Below are 18,485 nucleotides of genomic sequence, written 5' to 3'. Positions count from 1 at the left end.
ATGATGGCTGATGTCAAGAAGTTTCAGGTCACCTTCGACTGCGCGGTACCCGAGCGGGTGGCGCGGTTCTGGTGCAACGTGCTGGGATACGTCGTACCGCCGCCACCGCCGGGATTCGCATCGTGGGACGACTTCGACCGTGCACTGCCACCCGAACATCGAGGTTCGAAGTTCGCGTGCGTCGATCCTGAAGGCGTCGGCCCGCGCCTGTTCTTCCAGCGCGTTCCCGAAGGCAAGACGGTGAAGAACCGCGTGCATCTGGACGTGCGCGTGGCCACCGGTCTGGCCGGGGACGAACGACTGGCGGCGCTCGAGGCGGAGTGCGAACGGCTGGTCTCGCTCGGTGCGGTCCGCGTGCGATTGCTTCCCGCCGACGACATCAACGAGTCGTGCATCGTCATGCAGGACGTGGAGGGCAACGAGTTCTGCCTCGACTGACCGCAGGCCCGTTTACCGCTGGCGCCGTGGGGTATTCACCAATTGCCTACGGCGCCAGGTCCGCTCGTTCGGGGGTCGGGCACGCTCGCCAGGTAGGAATGCGATGTCGCATCCGTCGCGGACCTTGACGCATGAGGCCATGCAGTCGAGGCAAGGACGAGACAATGACCATCAAACAACTGGCAGCAGCAGCCACCGTCGCCGGCAGTCTGGCGGCCGGCTTGTTCGGCGTGGCCGGCGGAATCTCCACAGTATCGCCGAGCACCCTGGGCAGCGGCGTCGCGAGCGCCGAACCGAACGTGCCCCCGGCGATTCCGCCGCCCTGGGCGCCGGTCCAACCGAACCCGCCATGGTGGGCTCCGGGCGCGTCCGTGGTGTGGAGCCCGGCCATCGAGCGTTGGGGCTTCTGGTGGTTCGGCAATTTCATGCCGATGTAGGCAGGTTGCCGTAGCCACCGGAACGAGCCGGTCGTCGCATCTCAGAAAAGAAATGCGGCGACCGGTTCAACGGCGTAGATGTGGTGAATCGGGATTGGCGACGACAACAAGAGGGGTGTCATGAGGCGACAGGTTGCGATCGGTGCGGTCAGCGTGGCGGTTGTCGTGGGGATCGCCGGCTGCAGTGGCGAGAAACCGCCGTCGGAGACGACGAGCTCGAGCAGCAGCACCACCACCACCAAGTCCACGTCATCGCCGGCATCGTCAACGACGGCCTCGCCCACCCAACCGCCGACCGGCAATCCGCCGCCCGGCCAGGCCGAGGTGACCGTCGACGGGGTGCGTCAGAACATCACGGGCAATGTGGTCTGTACCAACGCCGTCGGAAACTTCAACATCGCCATCGGTCAGAAGGCCTCGGGAGTGGCGGTGGTGCTGACACCGGACGCCGCCACGGTGCACTCGGTGATCCTGGGGAACGTCAACGGCGTCATTCTCGGCTATCAGCAGGGCATGTCGGGCGGTGAGGCCACGGCGTCCAAGGATGGCGACACCTACGTCATCAGCGGTAGCGCTACCGGGGTGACGGCAGCGCTACCGCCCGTGATGGTGACCAAGCCCTTCGAGATTCGCGTTACCTGCAGCTGATGCTCACGCCGCGATCTGAGTGACGTTGAGGTGCTTGTGCGCCTCGGCCTTCCGCTGCGCGAGCTTCGAGTGTGACCTGCCGTAGACGAAGTACAGCGCGACGCCGACGGCCATCCACACGACGAACCGAAGCCAGGTCTCGACCTCGAGGTTGATCATCAGCCAGAGGCACGACAGCGCAGCCAGGATCGGGACGAGTGGCACGAGAGGCACCCGGAAGCCGCGTTTGAGATCGGGCCGTGTGCGGCGCAGGATCGGCACTCCGATCGCCACGAGGATGAAGGCGACGAGCGTGCCGATGTTGACCATGCCCGCGAGGGTGCCGAAGTCCACGAATGCCGCCAGAACCGCGCACACCACGCCCACGATGACGGTCAATCGTACCGGGGTGCCGTGCTTGCCGGTGTGCGAAAGCCGCTTGGGGAGCAGGCCGTCGCGGGACATGGCGAACAGGACGCGGGTCTGGCCGAGGAACATCACCATGACGACGGTCGACAGGCCCGCCAATGCGCCGATGGAGATGATGTTCTTGGCCCAGGTGTCACCGTGGAGGGCGAATGCCGTTGCGAGGGTGGCATTTTCTCCCTGCAGTTCGGTGTACGGCACCATGCCGGTGAGCACGAACGACACCGCGACGTAGCAGACGGTGACGATGGCCAGCGCGCCGAAGATGCCGCGCGGGACGTCGCGCTGCGGGTTGCGGGTCTCTTCCGCCGCGGTGGCGACCACGTCGAAGCCGATGAACGCGAAGAACGCGATGCTGGCCGCGGTCAGCAGACCCAGCCACCCGAAGCTCGTGCCGCCGGTTCCGGTGAGCCAGGCCAGCATGGACTGGTGTACGCCATCCGCCTTCGCCGAGGGCTGCGCCGCCGGGATGAAGGGGGTGAGGTTCGAGGCCTTGAAGTAGGTGGCGCCGACAACGAGGATCAGCACGATCACGGAGAGTTTGATCGCCACGGCGACGGCCGAAACCCGCGACGACAGCTTCGTTCCGGTCGCCAGCAGCACACCGACGATGGCGATGATCACCAGCGCACCCCAGTCGAACTTGACCGACCCAAGGTGCACCACCGGTGACACCGTCCCACCGAGGACGTGGCCGAGATACTGCGACCAGCCTTTGGCGACAACGGATACCGCGAGCGCGAACTCGAGGATCAGATCCCAGCCGATGATCCACGCGACCAGCTCACCGAAGGTGGCGTAGGCGTAGGTGTAGGCGCTGCCGGCGACGGGCACAGTCGAGGCGAACTCGGCGTAGCACAGCGCGGTGAGCCCGCATGTGATCGCCGCGATGACGAAGGCGACCGACACGGCCGGCCCCGCCATGTTGCCCGCGGTCTGAGCGGTAAGGGTGAAGATGCCGGCGCCGATGACGACGGCCACGCCGAAAACAGTGAGATCCCTTGCCGTCAGATCTTTGCGGAGCTTCGAGTCGGGCTCATCGGTGTCCCGGATCGACTGCTCGACCGACTTGGTGCGGAAAAGCCCGCCGCCGGCGCCCATCAGATGGCTCCGTCGAGCCGCTGTTCGGCGAACAGGTTCGCGGCGGCGCCGATGCTGATGCCCGTCTCGCGCGCGGTGGCGATGATGTCGCGGCAGCGGTCGTAGATCCGGGTCACGTCGGCCTCGACGGCGGTGCGGTCCGCGCCGTGCAGTTCACCGGCCACCTGAATGAGGCCGCCGGCGTTGGCGACGTAGTCAGGTACCCAGGTGATCCCGCGGCGGCCGAGCAACAGCTCGACGTCCGGCGTCGCGAGCTGGTTGTTTGCGGCACCGCAAATCAGCTTCGCCTCGATGGTGTCAGCGCTCATAGGCGTCAGAGTAGACCCGAGGGCACACGGAGCATAGACATCGACCGGGGCGTCGGCAACCGAATTGAGAAGGCGCACCGACGGGTGGTCGTTCGACAGGCGCAGCAGAGCAGCGGCGTTCACGTCGGTGGCGTACACGTCCGCGCCGTCCGCGAGCAGCAGTGCGATGAGTTCCCGGCCGACCTTGCCGACGCCCTCGACGCCGACGGTCCGGCCGGCCAACGTCGCTGCGCCCCAGACAGATTCGGCGCCGGCGCGCATGGCGTTGAACACGCCCAGTGCGGTGAGGCGAGCGCTGTCACCCGAGCCGCCGGCCCCGGCGCTGCGGCCGGTGACGTGCGACGTGTACTTGCCCATGATGTCGAGATCGTCGGTGTTGGTGCCGACGTCACCGGCGGTGACGTAGCGTCCGCCCAGGGTGTTGACGTAGCGCGCGAACGCCGCGAACAGCGCTTCGCTCTTGTCGCTGGCGGGATCGCCGATGATCACGGACTTGCCGCCGCCCAGGTTCACCCCGGCCGCCGCGGCCTTGTACGTCATGCCCCACGACAGCCGCAGCACGTCCTCGAGTGCCTCGAATTCGTCGGCGTACGGGTACATGCGGCAGCCGCCGAGGGCCGGGCCCAGTGCCGTCGAGTGGATCGCGATGATGGCCTTGAGACCGGATTCGGCGTCCTCGCAGAACACGACCTGCTCGTGGCTACGGGAGCTCAGCTTGTGCGAACGACCGAAGACTCCGGCGGGGGTGGATACCGGCGAGTTGGACACCGGTGCGTTGGACAAGAAGGTCACTACGGATTCCTTTCTGGTGCCGCATGTTCGGCGGCATGGTTGACGCTGCCGCGGGTGTCACGGCAGGACAGCTGGGTGGGGCCAATCAGGCCGGGATGCCGAGCTCGCGCAGGCGTGCCCAGTACAGCTCGACGTTGCCGAGTTTGATGTCCTCGTAACCGCGGACGATGTCGGGCAGTCCGGCGGCCTCGACGGCCGTGGCGTAGTTGTCGACGGTCAGTTCGGCGGCGAGGCGCAGCACCATGGCCGTGTAGTGAGACAGCAACTGCCGCTCCACTTTTCGCACGTGCGCGTAGCCGAACGGGTCCAGCTTGGTGCCGCGCAGCACCTTGGCCTTGGCCAGCATCTTCAGTGCCACATGCGATTTCGGTCCGAAGCCGACCTTCTTCGTGCGGCCCATGGCGCGCAGGACGGGCGGGTGCAGTTTGTAGGTGAGGTTCTCCCCACCGGGCACCTGCGCCTGCACATCGGCCAGGAACGCCGGGTCGACCAGCAGCCGGGCGACCTCGTATTCGTCCTTGTAGGCCGTGAACTTGTGCAGCCCGCGGGCGACGGCCTCGCTGAAGGCGGTGTTGTCGGTGATGGTGCGCTCCAGCTGCCACACGGCCTGCACCGTTTCGACGTACCGCCGCGCGACCTTCGTGTTCTGGTAGCGGACCAGTTCACCGGCACGCAGTTCGACCAGCCGGCGAACCTCGCCTCCGAACGTGGTGCTGGCCAGCAGCTCCGGGCTGGCCACCGCGGGCCGGGCCTTGGGCCGGGCGGCCTCGACGGCGGCGGCGAACGCGGCCGGATCGGCCACCGCAACGCGGCCCCAGCGGAACGCCGCCACATTGGCAGCGACCGCGACACCGTTGATGCCGATGGCCTCTTCGATGCTCGCCGCGGGCAGGCGCAGGCCGCCGTTCTGGAAGGCGGCACCCACGACCAGGAAGTTGGCCGCTGCGGTGTTGCCGAACAGGGCCTGTGCCGCTGCCAGCGCGTCGAAGTGCGTCAGCGTGCGGGTGACGCCGGTCAGCCGGTCGAGCAACGACTGGGTCTCCGGGTAGGCGACGGACTTGTCGTACACCATGTCGCCGGTCGGGGTCTGGCTCGTCGAGGCGACCGCGATGGTTCGTTCGGCACTGCCGTAGGCCAGGTTCCGGTTGTCGGTCGCGGTGAGCAGGTCGATGGCGATGATGCAGTCGGCACTGCCCGAGGTGAGCCGGTTGGACGGCTCGAGGGCGGCGGTCGAGAACCGCAGGTGCGACACCACCGGTCCGGCCTTCTGACTCAGGCCGATCTGGTCGAGGCTCTCCACCTCGTAGCCCGCGCGCAGGGCCGCGGTCGCCAGCACCTGGTTCACCGTGACGATGCCGGTGCCACCGATGCCGGCGAGCAGGACGTTCTGCGTGCCGGCCGGCACACCGAACTCCGGATCGGTGACCCGCGGCGGTTCCGGCGCCTTGCGCCGGGATGTCTTGCGGCCCTTCTTCTCCGGGGTCAGCTCGACCGTGACGAACGACGGGCAGTCGCCGTCGAGGCACGTGTAGTCGGTGTTGCACGACGTCTGGTCGATGCGGGTCTTGCGGCCGAATTCGGTGTCGACCGGCTGTACGGACAGGCAGTTCGACTTGGTGCCGCAGTCGCCGCAGCCCTCGCACACCGCTTCGTTGATCACCACGCGCGTGTTGCGGGTGGGCAGCGTGCCGCGCTTGCGCTGACGGCGCGCGTCGGCAGCGCAGTGCTGGTCGTAGATGAGCACGGTCACGCCCGGGATCTCTCGCAGCACCTTCTGCGCCTCATCGAGGCGGTCGCGGTGCCACAGCAGGGTGCCCTTCGCGAGAGCTTTCTTGTTGTGCCGCTTGGGTTCATCGGCGCAGATGATGATCTGCTTGACGCCCTCGGCCGTCAGCTTGTGGGTGAGCCCGGCAACGACCAGGCCGCCCTCGACGTCCTGTGCGCCGGTCATGGCGACCACTTCGTTGTAGAGCAGCTTGTAGGTGATGTTGACCCCGGCGGCGATGCAGGCCTGCACCGCGAGCTGACCCGAGTGGAAGAACGTGCCGTCGCCGACGTTCTGGAACAGGTGCGGCACGTCGGTGAACGGTGCCTGCCCGATCCACTGGCTGCCCTCGCCACCCATCTGCGTCAGACCCACCACGGCGCTGTCACTGCGGCCGGACATGGTGACCAGGGTGTGGCAGCCGATGCCACCGCCGCCGATGGAGCCCTCCGGGATTGCGGTGGAACGGTTGTGCGGGCAGCCGCTGCAGAAGTAGGCGGTTCGCTTGGCGGACAACACTTCCAGTGACAGTGGCGGGGGAGGGGTGCGCTTGAGCTCGACGTGATCGCGCAGCACCCGGCGCAGCGGCGCGAGCAGGCGGGCGGCGGTCAGCTCACCACCGAGCGGGAACAGCGGCATACCGGCGGCATCGTGCTTGCCGACGATCTGCGGGGCATCGGCGGTGCCGTACAGGATTTCACGGACCTGGGTTTCGACGAACGCCGTCTTGTCCTCGACGACGATCACCTGCTCGAGACCGCGCGCGAACGCCCGGACGGACTCCTGCCCGACGGGGTACGGCATCCCGATGCGCAGCAGGCGGATTCCCGCGCGGTGCAGTGCCGCGTCGTCGACGCCGAGGTCGAGCAGCGCCTGCCGGACGGCGTCGAAGGTGGTACCGGTGGCGGCGATGCCGACCTTTGCACGCACCGGATCCACCTCGAGGACGTCGAGCTGGTTGATGTCCCCGAACGCGCGGACGGTCGCCCAGCGCGGACCGTAGAGGTCGGCCTCGGCGATGAGGCTGTCGGCCGGTGCGGCCATCGGTCGCTGGACGTAGGTGAACGGCTTTCCGTCCCAGAGGATTTCAGGTGCGGTGATGGTGATGTCGGCGACATCGGCGTCGACCGTCCAGGCGCCGTCGGCCACGTCGGCGACGATCTTCATCGCCACGACGCAGCCCGATGCGCGCGACAGCGCGACGCCCTGCATGCCCATGGTGATGATCTCTTCGGCGTTGCGCGGGAACAGGACCGGGATGCCGAGGGCCGCGAGCGACCGTTCGCTCACGGCGGGCACGGTCGACGATTTCGATGCCGGGTCGTCGCCGACCAGCAGCAGCACGCCGCCGCGGGGATTGACGCCGTACATGTTGGCGTGGCGCAGCGCGTCCGTCGCGCGGTCGACGCCGGGTCCCTTTCCGTACCAGACGCCGATGACCCCGTCGTGGGTGGCTTTCCCGGCGGGAAGGTCGGTCTGGCTGCCCCAGACCGAGGTGGCGGCGAGCTCCTCGTTGAAGCCGGGCGTGAAGACGACGTCGTGCTCGGTCAGCACGTTCGGCATGCCCAGCAGCATCTTGTCGACGCCGCCGAGCGGGCTGCCCTGGTAACCGGAGACGAAGGTCGCGACACGGCGGCCGGCGCGGAGGTCACGGACATGCTGCTCGACCATCATGCGCGCGATGGCCTGGACGCCGGTCAGCAGGACGGGGCCGGCGCCGGCGCGGTACCGGTCGTCGAGGTCGTAGGGCGCGGCGGGTTCGGCCGCTGCGAGTTCGGATCGGGACAGGACACTGGTCATCGAGAACCTCCACACTTTCCGCCACTCAGATCGCCAGTCCTAGGTGCGAACTATTAGCAATCAGTGCAGCGAAATCTGCCCCTGTGGGTGATCTACGTCAACAGTCGGTCAAAATGTTGAGCAGACTGCTCAATTGTGACGTGGCACACTGTGACGCACGCATCATTTTGTTCGACGTTGCGTCACGTGCTGCACGAGAGGAAGCGATCGGTATTCGACCGGAGTCGCCATCGCGAGCATGGTTTCGGAGTGTTTGACGCCGTCGATGCGGTGCACGCGCTGGATCACGCTGAGCAGTTCTTCCTGCGTCTGCGCCGCGATACGGGCGAGCAGATCCGCCCGTCCCGTCGTGGCATGGACCTCCAGTACATGCGGGACGTCCTGCAGAGCTTCGATGATGGCGTTCATCTTGGTCTGGTCGGTCTCGATGAAGACCAGCGCATGCACCGCGAACCCGAGCTGCGACAGGTTGATGTTGGGCGGGTAGCCACGCACCAGGCCGGATTCTTCGAGCCGCTTCATGCGCGCCTGCACGGTATTTCGAGCGACCTTCAGCCGCGACGCCAGCTCGAGGATCGGCGTCCGCGGGTCGGCGGCCAGCTCCGACAGCAGCGCGGAATCGAGTGCGTCGAGCTTGATGGTCATGCGCCATTTTCCCACGGCGGCACCGCGGGTCACGCCGATTCGGCGACGCTCACCTGCGGTTCGCACCGCACGTCGAAGTTGACGGAATTGGCGATGAAACACAGGTGGTGGGCACGCTCGTGGACGCTCGTGAGCGCCTCGCGGTGCCGGTCGTCGACGATCTCCACGACCGGACGCAACACCACCTCGGTGAAATATCCACCACCGTCAGGGGTCTGCGCCATGGTGCCCGACGGATGGTCGGCGTATCCGGTGACGACGATGCCCTCCTGGGAACACAGCGCCAGGACCCACAGCATGTGGCACTGCGACAGGGACGCCACCAGGAGCTCCTCGGGGTTCCAGCGCTGCGGGTCGCCGCGGAAAGCAGGGTCAGCGGAGCCGGCGATCGTGGGCTTGCCGTCGGCGCTGACGTCGTGCGCGCGGTCGTACTCGCGGTAGCCCGAGGTTCCGGTGCCGGTATTGCCGGTCCATGTCACGTCGAGCTCGTAGTGGTGCGTCTTCGCCATGGCGGGCGTCCCCTTCGTCGGTGCTGGCGCGTACTTCTGTTCTAGCGCACGCGCACCGCCGCTCAGTGTTTACGCCGGCCGTGGTCGCCCTTCTCTTTGGACTCTTTGGACTCCTTGGACGAGGCGGCTTTGGCGGCGTCCGCCTTGGCCGACGAGTCGTCACCCTTCGCCGCGCGCTTGGACTTCTTGGTGGGTGTCGCCGGCTTGGCATCCTGCTGCTCGGCGGCAGCCGTCGACGTGGCCGGTGCGGCAGCCGATTTGGGTGCGGTGGCGTGGTCACCGGGCTTCTTGGCTGCCGATTCCCCCTGCTTCGCTTTGGATTTGGTGCCCTTCGCGAGGGTCCGGGCGACACCGGCGGTCGGCTGCGCGACCGTTTGCGCCGCGGTCGCGGTCGCCCCGGCGGTCGTACCGGTCGTGCCGGTAGAGACCGACGCGGCCGGTCGCGGCGCGTGGGTGAGGACGTTGGCCAGGCTCTGGACCGAGGACACGACATTGGCGACTGCCGTCAACGGGTTGTGCCCGCTCAGCACCGTGCCGACTCCCGTGGTCGAGAGCGTGGCCACGGCGTAATAGACGCCGACCGCGGCCCGCAGCACCCTGACGACGTAGATCACCGGCGTCAGCGGCGCGAGGTGGGGCGCCAGAGTGGCTGTCACGGTACGCGTGGTGCCGGCCGCGGCGGCGCCGGCCGATCCGATTCCGCTGACCAGTTGCTTCACCTGTGGCGAGGATGATGCGCCGGGAAACGCGGTGACCGCGCTGACCAGACTCTGCAGGTGCCCCGCCGTCGACGTCACCTTCTCCACGGCCTCGTACTCACCGGTGCTGGAGTCAACCTGTGCGCTCAGCACCAGCAGCGGGAAGTCCGGTGTCTGCCAGTAGATCACGTCGGTGGCGACGGCCTGGGCCGCACCTCCGACGTTGCCGACGTACCGAATCGGATTGAAGGCGGTGTCGATGGCTGCCGCCGTGAGCGCGTACCGGTATTCGGAGCTGTGCACCGTCGTCGGGTGCGCGGCCGGGAGAACCGGTGCGGCGCTGGTGACCACGACGGCTGCCGAGCACACCACCGACACGGTCACGGCCTGCGTCTTGACCCACATGCGAACTACCTCCTCGATTCCCCGCCACGGCGAGATTTCCGAAAACCGAACCCCCGCTTGGGCTTCGGTGCCTTCTCTTTGTCTTCCTGTGCGCCGCCAGACTCCTTGGCGCTGGCAGCAGCCGGTTTGGCGGCCGCCGGATTCAGGGCCCTTGCCGCCAGGGCGGCGATCGACGGCCGGGGAGCCGGATCTCCAGGTGCAACCTGCGGCCGGTGGACGTAGGCGCGGTCGATCTGCGGCCGGAGCAGAGCGTCGATGAGAGACGTGTTCAGTCCGGCATCGCGCAACGGTTGAGTGAGTGGCAATCGCCTGGTGGGCACCACGTAATGCGTGGTGGTGCCGCCGGCGGCGTTGGTGCGGACGGTCTTGAGCGTTCCCGGTGTCGCCGGGTTGGCGGCCGACCCGTAGTCGGTGTGCACGAATCCGATTCCCATGACGGCGTTGAGGACGGCCAAACGCGTTGGCTTGTCCGGCCAGTCCGAGAAACCGTCGTACTCGCGAACGATCTCGGTGATGGGGTATGCGCTCGCCCTTGGCACGTTCGGCGCGAACAGTTGCAGTGCCGGATTCTTGGTCGTGATGCCGCCGGTGGTGTTCTGCGGGTCACCGAAGGTCACGAATTGCAGATTGTCCGCACGGTGACGAGTGAACGAATCCTGCAGCGACCGCAAGAGTTTCACGTAGTTCAGGACGATGGCGCCCTGGCTCAGGCCGGCGAGGGTGACGGCGGCGCCGTCCGGAACGGTGGCGAGGGTCGCGTTCACCTTGGTGCTCCCGATGACTGCGTCCGCGCCGAACAACAGGCCTGCGGGATACCCGATGCCATGGATGGTGCCGCTGGAATCCAGGTACCCGTCGGCCAGTCCCAGGGCCTCGCGGGCGGTCGGCGACACAGCGCACAAGCAGGTGCCCTGCAGATAGAAGGTGACGTCGGGGCTTTCGTCCGATGCCGCCGCCGACGGCTCCGCGCCGATCGCCACGCAGAGTGCGACAACGAAACCTATTGCACTGCAGCGGTTCAGGCGGGCCACTGGGCAGTTTCCTATCTGTGCACGAGGACGGAATTACGGTTGATACGCAGCGCGCCACGAATCGGGCGACGATGTCGCCCGTGGTGACGTACGTGGAATCTCGCTGATGAGTCAGCGGCGGTGATGGCGGCGTGGAGCGAATGATTCTCGCCGGCGCGTCTGATGTGCCCTGCCGTCCCCGACTACCCCCGTTTGGTACCTCAGTACAACTTGACCAGGCGAAATTAACACCGTCGCAGCATTCTTGCTCGTCATGAGACGCACGTCACCGCGAGCTCAGCGCCGGAACACCACCCAGCGCATCGCGGCGTACATGTAGACCGCCTCGCAAACGCCCGCGGCCATCCGGGCGACGTGGTACTCGACGCCCAGGGCCGACAACCCGGTCGACACACCGAGGATGAACGCCAGGTAGTTGACGGCGACCACGACGACGTAGACGGCGAGCTGCGGACCCACCGCACTGTGCGAGCTGAAGTTGAAGATTCGATTCAGCACATAACTGAGCCCGAACGCGCTCGCATAGGCCGCCGTGACTGCCGCTGCCAGTGGCAATCCCAACCCGTCGCGCAATCCGGTGAGCAACAACAGGTCGATCGCGAACGTGCAGCCGTTGATCAGTGCGAAACCCAGGAACGTCGGAGCGACAATCGATTTGAGGCCGAAGGGCAGCCGGCCGACGGCCAGCTCACAGCCCCGGTGAAATCGGTCGACGGCGCGCTGCAGGCCACTCGCCGAGTCGACGGTCACGCGGGCACTGTGTCATGGGCCGGCGTCGACGAGGTAGCGGCGAGACGAACACTGCGCTTCGGCTCGGCAGCGTCCCGTAATGTCCACGGCGATGAGCGCCACCACCATCACGTCGGCGGTCGCGACCTTCGCCGTCACCAACATCGACGATCTCGTGGTGCTCGCGGTGTTCTTCGGCCAGGCCCGGGGCCACCGCGGCGCGGCCGCGCGGGTGGCCGCCGGGCAGTACCTGGGTTTCGCCGCCATCTTGGTGGTGTCGATATGTGCCGCGCTTGTCGGCGCGGCACTGCTACCGGTCACCGTCCTGCCGTACCTCGGATTGTTGCCAATCGCGTTGGGGCTCAGGGCAGCTTGGGCGGCCTGGCGGGGTCGTGGCGCCGAAACGTCGGAAGCCGACGGCGGGCCGGCGTCGTTCGCGCCGGGTGTCTGGCAGGTCGCCGCCGTGACCTTCGCGAACGGCGGCGACAACGTGGGCGTCTACGTGCCGATGTTCGCGGTCGCCACTGCCGGCACCGTCGCCTGGTACGTGACGGTGTTTCTCCTCGGGGTCGGGGTGTGGTGTATCGCCGGCCGGTATTTCGCCTCGCACCCGGTCGTCGCCGGCACGTTCACGCGGTGGGGACACCTCATCCTGCCCGTGGTCCTGATTGCGGTCGGGACCACGATCCTCATCGAAGGCGCCGTCTTCGCGCGGTGACCGCAGTATGTTCACCCGGGTGACCAGCAAACGACTGTCGCCGCTCGATTCGATGTTCCTGGCGGCCGAATCTCCCGAGACGATGATGCATGTGGCGGGACTCATGCAGTTCCGCCCGACATCGGGCGACGCCGGGGACATCCTGGATCAGCTGCGCGACGAGATCTACGGGTCGAACGAAATCGAGCCGCCGTGGAACATGAAGCTGCAGACGCCGTGGTTCCTGCTGAATCCACTGCAGCGGTGGGTCGAGGACCCGAAGTTCGACGTCATGTATCACGTCCGGCGGTCCGCATTGCCCCGTCCCGGTGACCAGCGTGAGTTGGGAATCCTGATCTCCCGGTTGCATGCTCGCCAACTGGACCTAACACGACCGCCCTGGGAACTGCACATCATCGAGGGCCTCGACGACGGAAACGTCGCGCTGTACGTCAAGATGCACCATTCCCTCGTCGACGGCTACACGGCGATGAAGACGCTCATCCGGTCGATGTCGACCGACCCGTCCGACACCGACACCCCGCTGTTCTTCCGGAACCCGGTGCCGAAGCGGGAGCGCAAGAAGGACGAGAAGGACAGCAGCCTCATCCCCGACATCGGCGGGTTGCTGCGGTCCATCACCTCGGAGTTGTCGACCGTCATCGATCTGCCTGCCGCCTTCGCCAAGCTGGCCGTAACGGCGGTCAGCAGGAGCAATCCGCTCGTCGGGCCGGGCCAGGCGCCGCACACCATCTTCAACGGTCGCATCGGCCGGAGCCGGCGGTTCGCCACGCAGCAGTACGACATCGCGCGGCTGCGGGCCGTTGCGGATGCGGCCGGCGCGACTCTCAATGACGTCGCGCTCGCGATCTGTGGCGGTGGCCTGCGTGACTATCTCCTCGGACTCGACGCGCTGCCCGAAAAGTCGCTGATCGCCATGCTGCCGGTCAACATTCGCCCGAAAGACGATCCCGGCGGCGGCAACGCCGTGGGCGCCATTCTCGCGACACTGGGTACCGACCTCGCCGACGCCCGCGAGCGGATCGAGACCATCAGCGCCTCGACGAAGGCGGCCAAAGATCAGTTGTCGGGCATGACCAGCACGGCGATCCTGGCCTACACCGCGGCACTGATGGCGCCGTTCCTCGTGCAGACCGGGGCGGCGACGGTGGGTGCCCCCAAGGTGGCACCGGCGTCCTACAACGTCATCTTGTCGAATGTCCCCGGACCTGACTATCCGCTGTACTTCCGGGGCAACGAGCTGGTGTCCACCTATCCGGTGTCGATTCCCGTCCACGGTGTCGGCCTGAACATCACATGTCAAAGCTACTCGGGCACTTTGAATTTCGGTTTCACCGGGTGCCGCGACTCGATGCCGCACATGCAGAAGCTGGCCATCGAGACCGGCGAGGCGTTGCTGGCGCTCGAGCAGGCCTACGGTCTGCTGTGAAAATTGTGTGTAAACGCAATTGACTCAAGTGGCGAAACGAACAGTCACAGCGGTCTCAATGGTGCTACCTTCACCGAACCAGATAGCGCCGGAGAGTAGGTATGAAATGAGTGCAACGACCACGCGATTCGCTCGCATGTCAATGGGGGCAGCAACGTTCGGCGTTGCATCTGCGGTGGCTGCATTGATCAGCATGCCGATCGCGCACGCCGACGAACTGCAGTGCTCGGATGGCTTGGTCGCCTCCGAGGGCACCTGCGTGCCGCCGGTGGATGCGCCCGCGGCCCCGGAAGCGGCTCAAGGTCCGTTCAATGCGCCGGAATCCTCGCTCGATGACCCCAGCTTGTTCACGCCCCCCTACCAATTGACCGAAGACGAGGTGGCCTCGCCCGGATACAACGGCGGTGGTCGGCGGTAAGCCGGTCATGGCCGACGCCGGACACCCGAGCCGCCGTGGGGTACTCCTCGGCGCGGGTGCCGTCGGTGCCGGGGTGGTGCTCGCTGCCTGTGGCGGGAAAGAGTCTGCGTCGCCGGCCGGCACGTCCACCAGCAGTGAGACCAAGGCCGCAGCACCCTCGGTGAAGACTGCCGATGTGCCGGTGGGCGGGGGAGTGGTCCTCGCCGCGGCGAAGGTCGTCGTCACTCAGCCGAAGGCCGGTGAGTTCAAGGCGTTCACCGCGGTGTGCACCCACAAACAGTGCACGGTGTCGAAGGTTTCCGACGGCACCATCGACTGCCCTTGCCACGGAAGCAAATTCAGTGCGGTCGACGGCTCCGTCGTCACCGGTCCGGCAGAGGAGCCGCTGGCGCCGAAGGCGGTGTCGGTCGTCGGGGACACCGTGACCGTCGCCTGACCTCACGCCCGACGACTACACCGAGCCGTCATGGGTCAATGCTGGGGCGGCGCCCTTGGCGGATTCTTGGCAGATTCCTGTGGCTCGCGGGTATCGCTCGCCATCTGCTGTGTGTCAGCATGGAAAAACCGGTCGCAGTTAGCTGGTGCAAGGCGGTGAAGCTGGTATGGACATCATCAAGCTGTTCCGAGCCAGGCGGTTAGCCCATGTCGTCGGGGTCGCCACGGTCGTCGCTTCCGCGTTTGTGGGCGCTCCGGCACCACCGGCGTCCGCCGACCCGTGCCCCGATGTCGAGGTGGTGTTCGCCCGCGGCACCAGCGAACCCCCGGGTATCGGGATGGCCGGCCGGGCCTTCGTCGATGCCCTGCAGGCCCAGGCAGGCAACAAGTCGGTGGCGGTATATCCGGTGAACTATGCCGCCAGCAGCGATTTCGGGAACCGGCTGGATTTCGTACAGAGCGTTGTCGACGGGGTCAAGGACGCCGCCACACACGTCGAAGCGTCGGCCGCGGCCTGCCCACAGACCAGGATCGTCCTCGGCGGATACTCGCAGGGCGCAGTGGTTTCCGGGTTCACGACCGCGAACGCGCTGCCGAAGGAGATCCCGGCGGACTTGGCGGAGTACACCTGGTACGCGCCCAAGCCGATGCCGCCGACGATCGCGAATCACGTTGCGGCGCTTGTACTGTTCGGAAAGCCCTCGTCGCAGTTCATGGCGGACATCGGCGCGCCGCCGATAGCCATCGGGCCCGCGTACGTGGCCAAGACCATCGAGTTGTGCGTACCCGACGACACCATCTGCAACGGGGCCCCCGCGGGTGGGCCGTCGTTCGCGCACATCACCTACGGCTCGAATGGCATGGCCGACCAGGCCGCGACTTTCGTCGTCGGCAGGCTGTGACGACGTTCCTGCTCGTTCCGGGTGGCGGATGCGATCCGTCATACTGGCGATTTGTGGTGCGCGAGTTGGCTGTTCGCGGGCACCGCGGCATCGCGGTGGACCTACCATGCGCCGATGATGCGGCCGACCTCAACACGTACGCCGACGTGGTCGCGGCACAACCATTCGATGACGGCGAACCGCCTGTGGTCGTGGCGCATTCGTTCGGCGGGTTCACCGGAGCGCTGGCCTGCCCGCGGGCCGGTGCTGCGGAGTTGATCTACGTCTCGGCGATGGTTCCCCGGCCGGGCGAACGCCCCGGTGATTGGTGGAGCGCCACCGGATGTGTTGCCGCGCAACGGGAAGCGGCCGCCGCGGGTGGGTACGAAGTCGATGACGCCGTCGCGCTGTACTACAACGGTGTCGACCCCGCCGTGGTCGCGGAGGAGGTCGAACGCGCGCAATCGGAGACCCCGTCGCTGAAACCGTGGCCGGCCGAAGCGCTTCCGCAGGTTCCGACGCGGTTCATCCTGTTCCGCGACGACCGGTTCTTCCCTGAGCGATTCATGCGGCGCGTGGTCGCGGACCGTCTCGGCATCGAACCCGAGGTCATGCCCGGCGGTCACATGGCGATGCTGTCGCATCCGGCCGAACTCGTCGATCTCCTGACGCTCGGCCGGTGAGGTATGCCTGTTCGACGGGGTTCGCGGTCAGGTCGGCAGCGCGGCTGTAGGCGTCGGCCGCCTCGCTTGTCCGGCCGAGACGAGACAGCAGTGCGGCGCGGACCACGTGATAGACGTGGTAGCCGGCCAGGTCGAGCGCTTCCACCAGATCCAGCGCCGTCTGCGGGTCATGGACCTCGGCAACCGCCACGGCGCGATTGAGGGCGACAACGGGTGTCGGGGCAATCGCCATCAGCTGGTCGTACAGGGCGAGAATCTGGTGCCAGTCGGTGGCGGCGGCGGTCGGCGCGTCACTGTGCACGGCGTTGATGGCGGCCTGGATCTGGTAGGGCCCGGGCTGGTTCCTGCGCAGGCATCTGCGGACCAGCGCCTGCCCTTCGGCAATGAGGCCGCGGTCCCACCGACCGCGGTCCTGGTCCGCCAGCAGAACAAGCTTGCCGTCCGCATCTGTTCGCGCCGCGCGTCGTGCATCGGTCAGCAGCATCAGCGCGAGCAGTCCCCAGACCTCGGGCTCGTCCGGCATCAGCTCGGCCAGCAGCCGGCCGAGCCGAATCGCTTCGGCGGTGAGTTCGGCCCGTACGAGATCGTCGCCTGAGCTTGCAGTGTGTCCCTCGTTGAAGATGAGGTACACCACCGCGAGGACGCCGTGCACACGCTCGGGTAGGTCACTGTCGTGCGGCACCCGGTAGGGGATGCGGGCGTCGCGGATCTTGCGCTTGGCGCGGACCAGCCGTTGCGCGACAGTGCTTTCCGAGATCAAGAAGGCACGGGCGATCTCCTTGGTGGACAGGCCGCCGAGCAATCGCAGCGTGAGTGCGACGCGTGCGTCGAGGGCGAGCGCCGGGTGACAGCAGGTGAAGATCAGGCGTAACCGGTCGTCGTGCACGGGGCCTTCTTCGAGATTGTCGTCATCGGCCGCCGGATAGAGCAGTGCCGCCTGCGCGTGCCGTTCATCGCGGACGGGTTCCCGGCGGAACCGGTCGATGAGCGTGTGCGCGGCGGTGGTGATGATCCAGCCCGCGGGGCTCGGCGGCGCGCCGGTCTGCGGCCAGCGGTCCACTGCTTTGGTGAAGGCGTCCTGGACCGCCTCCTCGGCGAGGTCGATGTCGCCGAATCGACGGACCAGGACAGCCACCGCGCGCCCGTACTCCCGCCGGAACACGCCGGCGATCTCTGCGGGCGGCAGCTCTGGCACGGCCGCGTTCAGCCCCTCAGATCGCCCCGGAACGGGCGCACCTCGATGGGCAGGAGCCGCACGGCTTCCGCCTGCCTGCGGGCCCAGCCGAGCGCGGAATCCAGATCGGGCACGTCGATGATGGTGAAGCCGCCCAGGTGTTCCTTGCCCTCGGCGTACGGTCCGTCCGTCGTCAGGACCGCGCCGTCGTGGACCCGGACCACGGTCGACGCGTCAGGACCGTGCAAGCCACCGGAGAACACCCACACGCCCGCTGCCTTCATGTCGTGCTCGACCGCGTCCAGGGCATCCATGATCGGCCCCAGCACCTCCGGCGGCGGCGGATCGCCGACCGGCTGATGCATGGCGAGTAGGTAGTGCATGACCGTCACTCCTCGATTCGGGGCGGCCGGTTGCCACCCTTCACCTTCTACACGAACGGCTACCCCGGGTTTCGACAGACATCGGATTTTCCTGGGCGATCGGCAGAATGTCGGGATGGCCTGGCACCATCGGGAAGCGTGACTTCCGTGCAGCGGCCGGTGCCGCCCATGAATGCCGACGAGCGCGCCACACTCGAGGGTTGGCTGGACTTCTACCGCGCAACGTTGGCGGCCAAATGCGAGGGTCTCGACGACGAGCAGTTGCGCACCGCGTCCGCGCCGCCGTCGGAGCTGACGCTGCTCGGGTTGCTGCGGCACGCCGCGGAGGTGGAGCGCAACTGGTTTCGCCGGGTGCTCGCCGGTGAGCAGGCACCACCGATCTTCGGGCCCGCGGATCATCCCGAGGGCCACGACGGCGGATTCGAGCTGTCACCGGAGTCGTCGTACCCGCTCGCGTTCCGGATCTGGCAGGACGAGATTGCCCATGCGCGCGCCAACTGCGCTGCGCGCCGGCTCGACGACACCAGCCCGTTCATGGGTGGCGAGGTGAATCTGCGCTGGATCTACACGCACATGATCGCCGAGTACGCCCGCCACTGCGGGCACGCCGACGTCATCCGCGAACGGATCGATGGTGCCACCGGCGTGTGACG

At 67.1% G+C, this 18,485-nt stretch carries 20 protein-coding genes; 10 read left to right on the top strand and 10 right to left on the bottom strand.

What is annotated here, in order from left to right; genetic code table 11:
- The first annotated feature begins 3 nt into the window (after positions 1-3).
- The 3 genes from ACJH7A_RS04005 (at position 4) to ACJH7A_RS03995 (ending at position 1,523) form a co-directional block, all read left to right on the top strand.
- On the top strand, positions 4-438 hold the full coding sequence (locus ACJH7A_RS04005) for a VOC family protein (RefSeq protein ID WP_406774620.1): 435 nt from the start codon (positions 4-6) through the stop codon (positions 436-438).
- Positions 439-602: 164 nt separating this feature from the next.
- Complete coding sequence (locus ACJH7A_RS04000) at positions 603-875, top strand: hypothetical protein (RefSeq protein ID WP_406774619.1); 273 nt, start codon at positions 603-605, stop codon at positions 873-875.
- A 120-nt stretch (positions 876-995) separates the two neighbouring features.
- Positions 996-1,523: a lipoprotein LpqH gene (locus tag ACJH7A_RS03995; protein WP_406774618.1), complete on the top strand. Its 528-nt coding sequence runs from the start codon at positions 996-998 to the stop codon at positions 1,521-1,523.
- Positions 1,524-1,526: 3 nt separating this feature from the next.
- Here the strand turns inward: ACJH7A_RS03995 and ACJH7A_RS03990 are convergent, their stop codons facing one another.
- The 8 genes from ACJH7A_RS03990 to ACJH7A_RS03955 form a co-directional block, all read right to left on the bottom strand.
- Positions 1,527-3,029 carry an amino acid permease gene (locus ACJH7A_RS03990; protein WP_212811385.1) on the bottom strand — a complete coding sequence of 501 codons (1,503 nt, stop codon included), beginning with the start codon at positions 3,027-3,029 and terminating at the stop codon, positions 1,527-1,529.
- A complete protein-coding gene (locus tag ACJH7A_RS03985) occupies positions 3,029-4,120 on the bottom strand; it encodes a Glu/Leu/Phe/Val dehydrogenase dimerization domain-containing protein (protein WP_406801490.1) in 1,092 nt (363 codons plus the stop codon). Before ACJH7A_RS03985 ends, ACJH7A_RS03990 begins: the two co-directional genes overlap by 1 nt.
- A 94-nt stretch (positions 4,121-4,214) precedes the next feature.
- Complete coding sequence (locus ACJH7A_RS03980; RefSeq protein ID WP_406801460.1) at positions 4,215-7,694, bottom strand: indolepyruvate ferredoxin oxidoreductase family protein; 3,480 nt, start codon at positions 7,692-7,694, stop codon at positions 4,215-4,217.
- Between the two features lie 162 nt (positions 7,695-7,856).
- On the bottom strand, positions 7,857-8,339 hold the full coding sequence (locus ACJH7A_RS03975) for an Lrp/AsnC family transcriptional regulator (RefSeq protein WP_061001308.1): 483 nt from the start codon (positions 8,337-8,339) through the stop codon (positions 7,857-7,859).
- Positions 8,340-8,368: 29 nt separating this feature from the next.
- Positions 8,369-8,848 carry an OsmC family protein gene (locus ACJH7A_RS03970; RefSeq protein WP_212811387.1) on the bottom strand — a complete coding sequence of 160 codons (480 nt, stop codon included), beginning with the start codon at positions 8,846-8,848 and terminating at the stop codon, positions 8,369-8,371.
- Positions 8,849-8,910: 62 nt separating this feature from the next.
- Entirely contained in the window at positions 8,911-9,951 is a 1,041-nt protein-coding gene (locus tag ACJH7A_RS03965; RefSeq protein WP_406801459.1) for a hypothetical protein, read from the bottom strand.
- Positions 9,952-9,956: 5 nt separating this feature from the next.
- Positions 9,957-10,931, bottom strand: a complete 975-nt coding sequence (locus ACJH7A_RS03960) for a PE-PPE domain-containing protein (RefSeq protein WP_406801458.1) — start codon at positions 10,929-10,931, stop codon at positions 9,957-9,959.
- A 327-nt stretch (positions 10,932-11,258) separates the two neighbouring features.
- Positions 11,259-11,732, bottom strand: a complete 474-nt coding sequence (locus ACJH7A_RS03955; protein WP_406801457.1) for a GtrA family protein — start codon at positions 11,730-11,732, stop codon at positions 11,259-11,261.
- Between the two features lie 91 nt (positions 11,733-11,823).
- Between ACJH7A_RS03955 and ACJH7A_RS03950 the strand changes: the two genes are divergently transcribed.
- The 6 genes from ACJH7A_RS03950 to ACJH7A_RS03925 all read left to right on the top strand — a co-directional run bounded on the left by ACJH7A_RS03950 (position 11,824) and on the right by ACJH7A_RS03925 (position 16,275).
- Positions 11,824-12,429 (top strand): cadmium resistance transporter, encoded by a 606-nt coding sequence (locus ACJH7A_RS03950; protein WP_406801456.1) that lies wholly within the window; start codon positions 11,824-11,826, stop codon positions 12,427-12,429.
- 7 nt (positions 12,430-12,436) lie between these two features.
- Positions 12,437-13,858 carry a WS/DGAT/MGAT family O-acyltransferase gene (locus tag ACJH7A_RS03945; RefSeq protein WP_406801455.1) on the top strand — a complete coding sequence of 474 codons (1,422 nt, stop codon included), beginning with the start codon at positions 12,437-12,439 and terminating at the stop codon, positions 13,856-13,858.
- Positions 13,859-14,051: 193 nt separating this feature from the next.
- Positions 14,052-14,276: a hypothetical protein gene (locus ACJH7A_RS03940; RefSeq protein WP_212811393.1), complete on the top strand. Its 225-nt coding sequence runs from the start codon at positions 14,052-14,054 to the stop codon at positions 14,274-14,276.
- A 7-nt stretch (positions 14,277-14,283) separates the two neighbouring features.
- Entirely contained in the window at positions 14,284-14,712 is a 429-nt protein-coding gene (locus ACJH7A_RS03935) for a Rieske (2Fe-2S) protein (RefSeq protein WP_318985019.1), read from the top strand.
- 166 nt (positions 14,713-14,878) lie between these two features.
- Positions 14,879-15,613 carry a cutinase family protein gene (locus tag ACJH7A_RS03930; RefSeq protein ID WP_244872537.1) on the top strand — a complete coding sequence of 245 codons (735 nt, stop codon included), beginning with the start codon at positions 14,879-14,881 and terminating at the stop codon, positions 15,611-15,613.
- 65 nt (positions 15,614-15,678) lie between these two features.
- Entirely contained in the window at positions 15,679-16,275 is a 597-nt protein-coding gene (locus tag ACJH7A_RS03925; RefSeq protein WP_346415792.1) for an alpha/beta hydrolase, read from the top strand.
- Here ACJH7A_RS03925 and ACJH7A_RS03920 read toward each other — a convergent pair.
- A complete protein-coding gene (locus ACJH7A_RS03920) occupies positions 16,202-17,470 on the bottom strand; it encodes an RNA polymerase sigma factor (protein ID WP_406801454.1) in 1,269 nt (422 codons plus the stop codon). The genes ACJH7A_RS03925 and ACJH7A_RS03920 overlap by 74 nt on opposite strands.
- 8 nt (positions 17,471-17,478) lie before the next feature.
- Positions 17,479-17,832, bottom strand: coding sequence for a YciI family protein (locus ACJH7A_RS03915; RefSeq protein WP_318985023.1), 354 nt, complete (start codon positions 17,830-17,832; stop codon positions 17,479-17,481).
- 168 nt (positions 17,833-18,000) lie between these two features.
- On the opposite strand from ACJH7A_RS03915, the gene ACJH7A_RS03910 reads away from it, so the two are divergent.
- Positions 18,001-18,483, top strand: a complete 483-nt coding sequence (locus ACJH7A_RS03910) for a DinB family protein (protein WP_318985116.1) — start codon at positions 18,001-18,003, stop codon at positions 18,481-18,483.
- The last annotated feature ends 2 nt before the right edge of the window (positions 18,484-18,485 follow it).

The sequence above is a fragment of the Mycobacterium sp. SMC-17 genome (genome assembly GCF_045310915.1).
Taxonomy (GTDB): domain Bacteria; phylum Actinomycetota; class Actinomycetes; order Mycobacteriales; family Mycobacteriaceae; genus Mycobacterium.
This window is presented reverse-complemented; position numbering and strand designations above follow the sequence as displayed.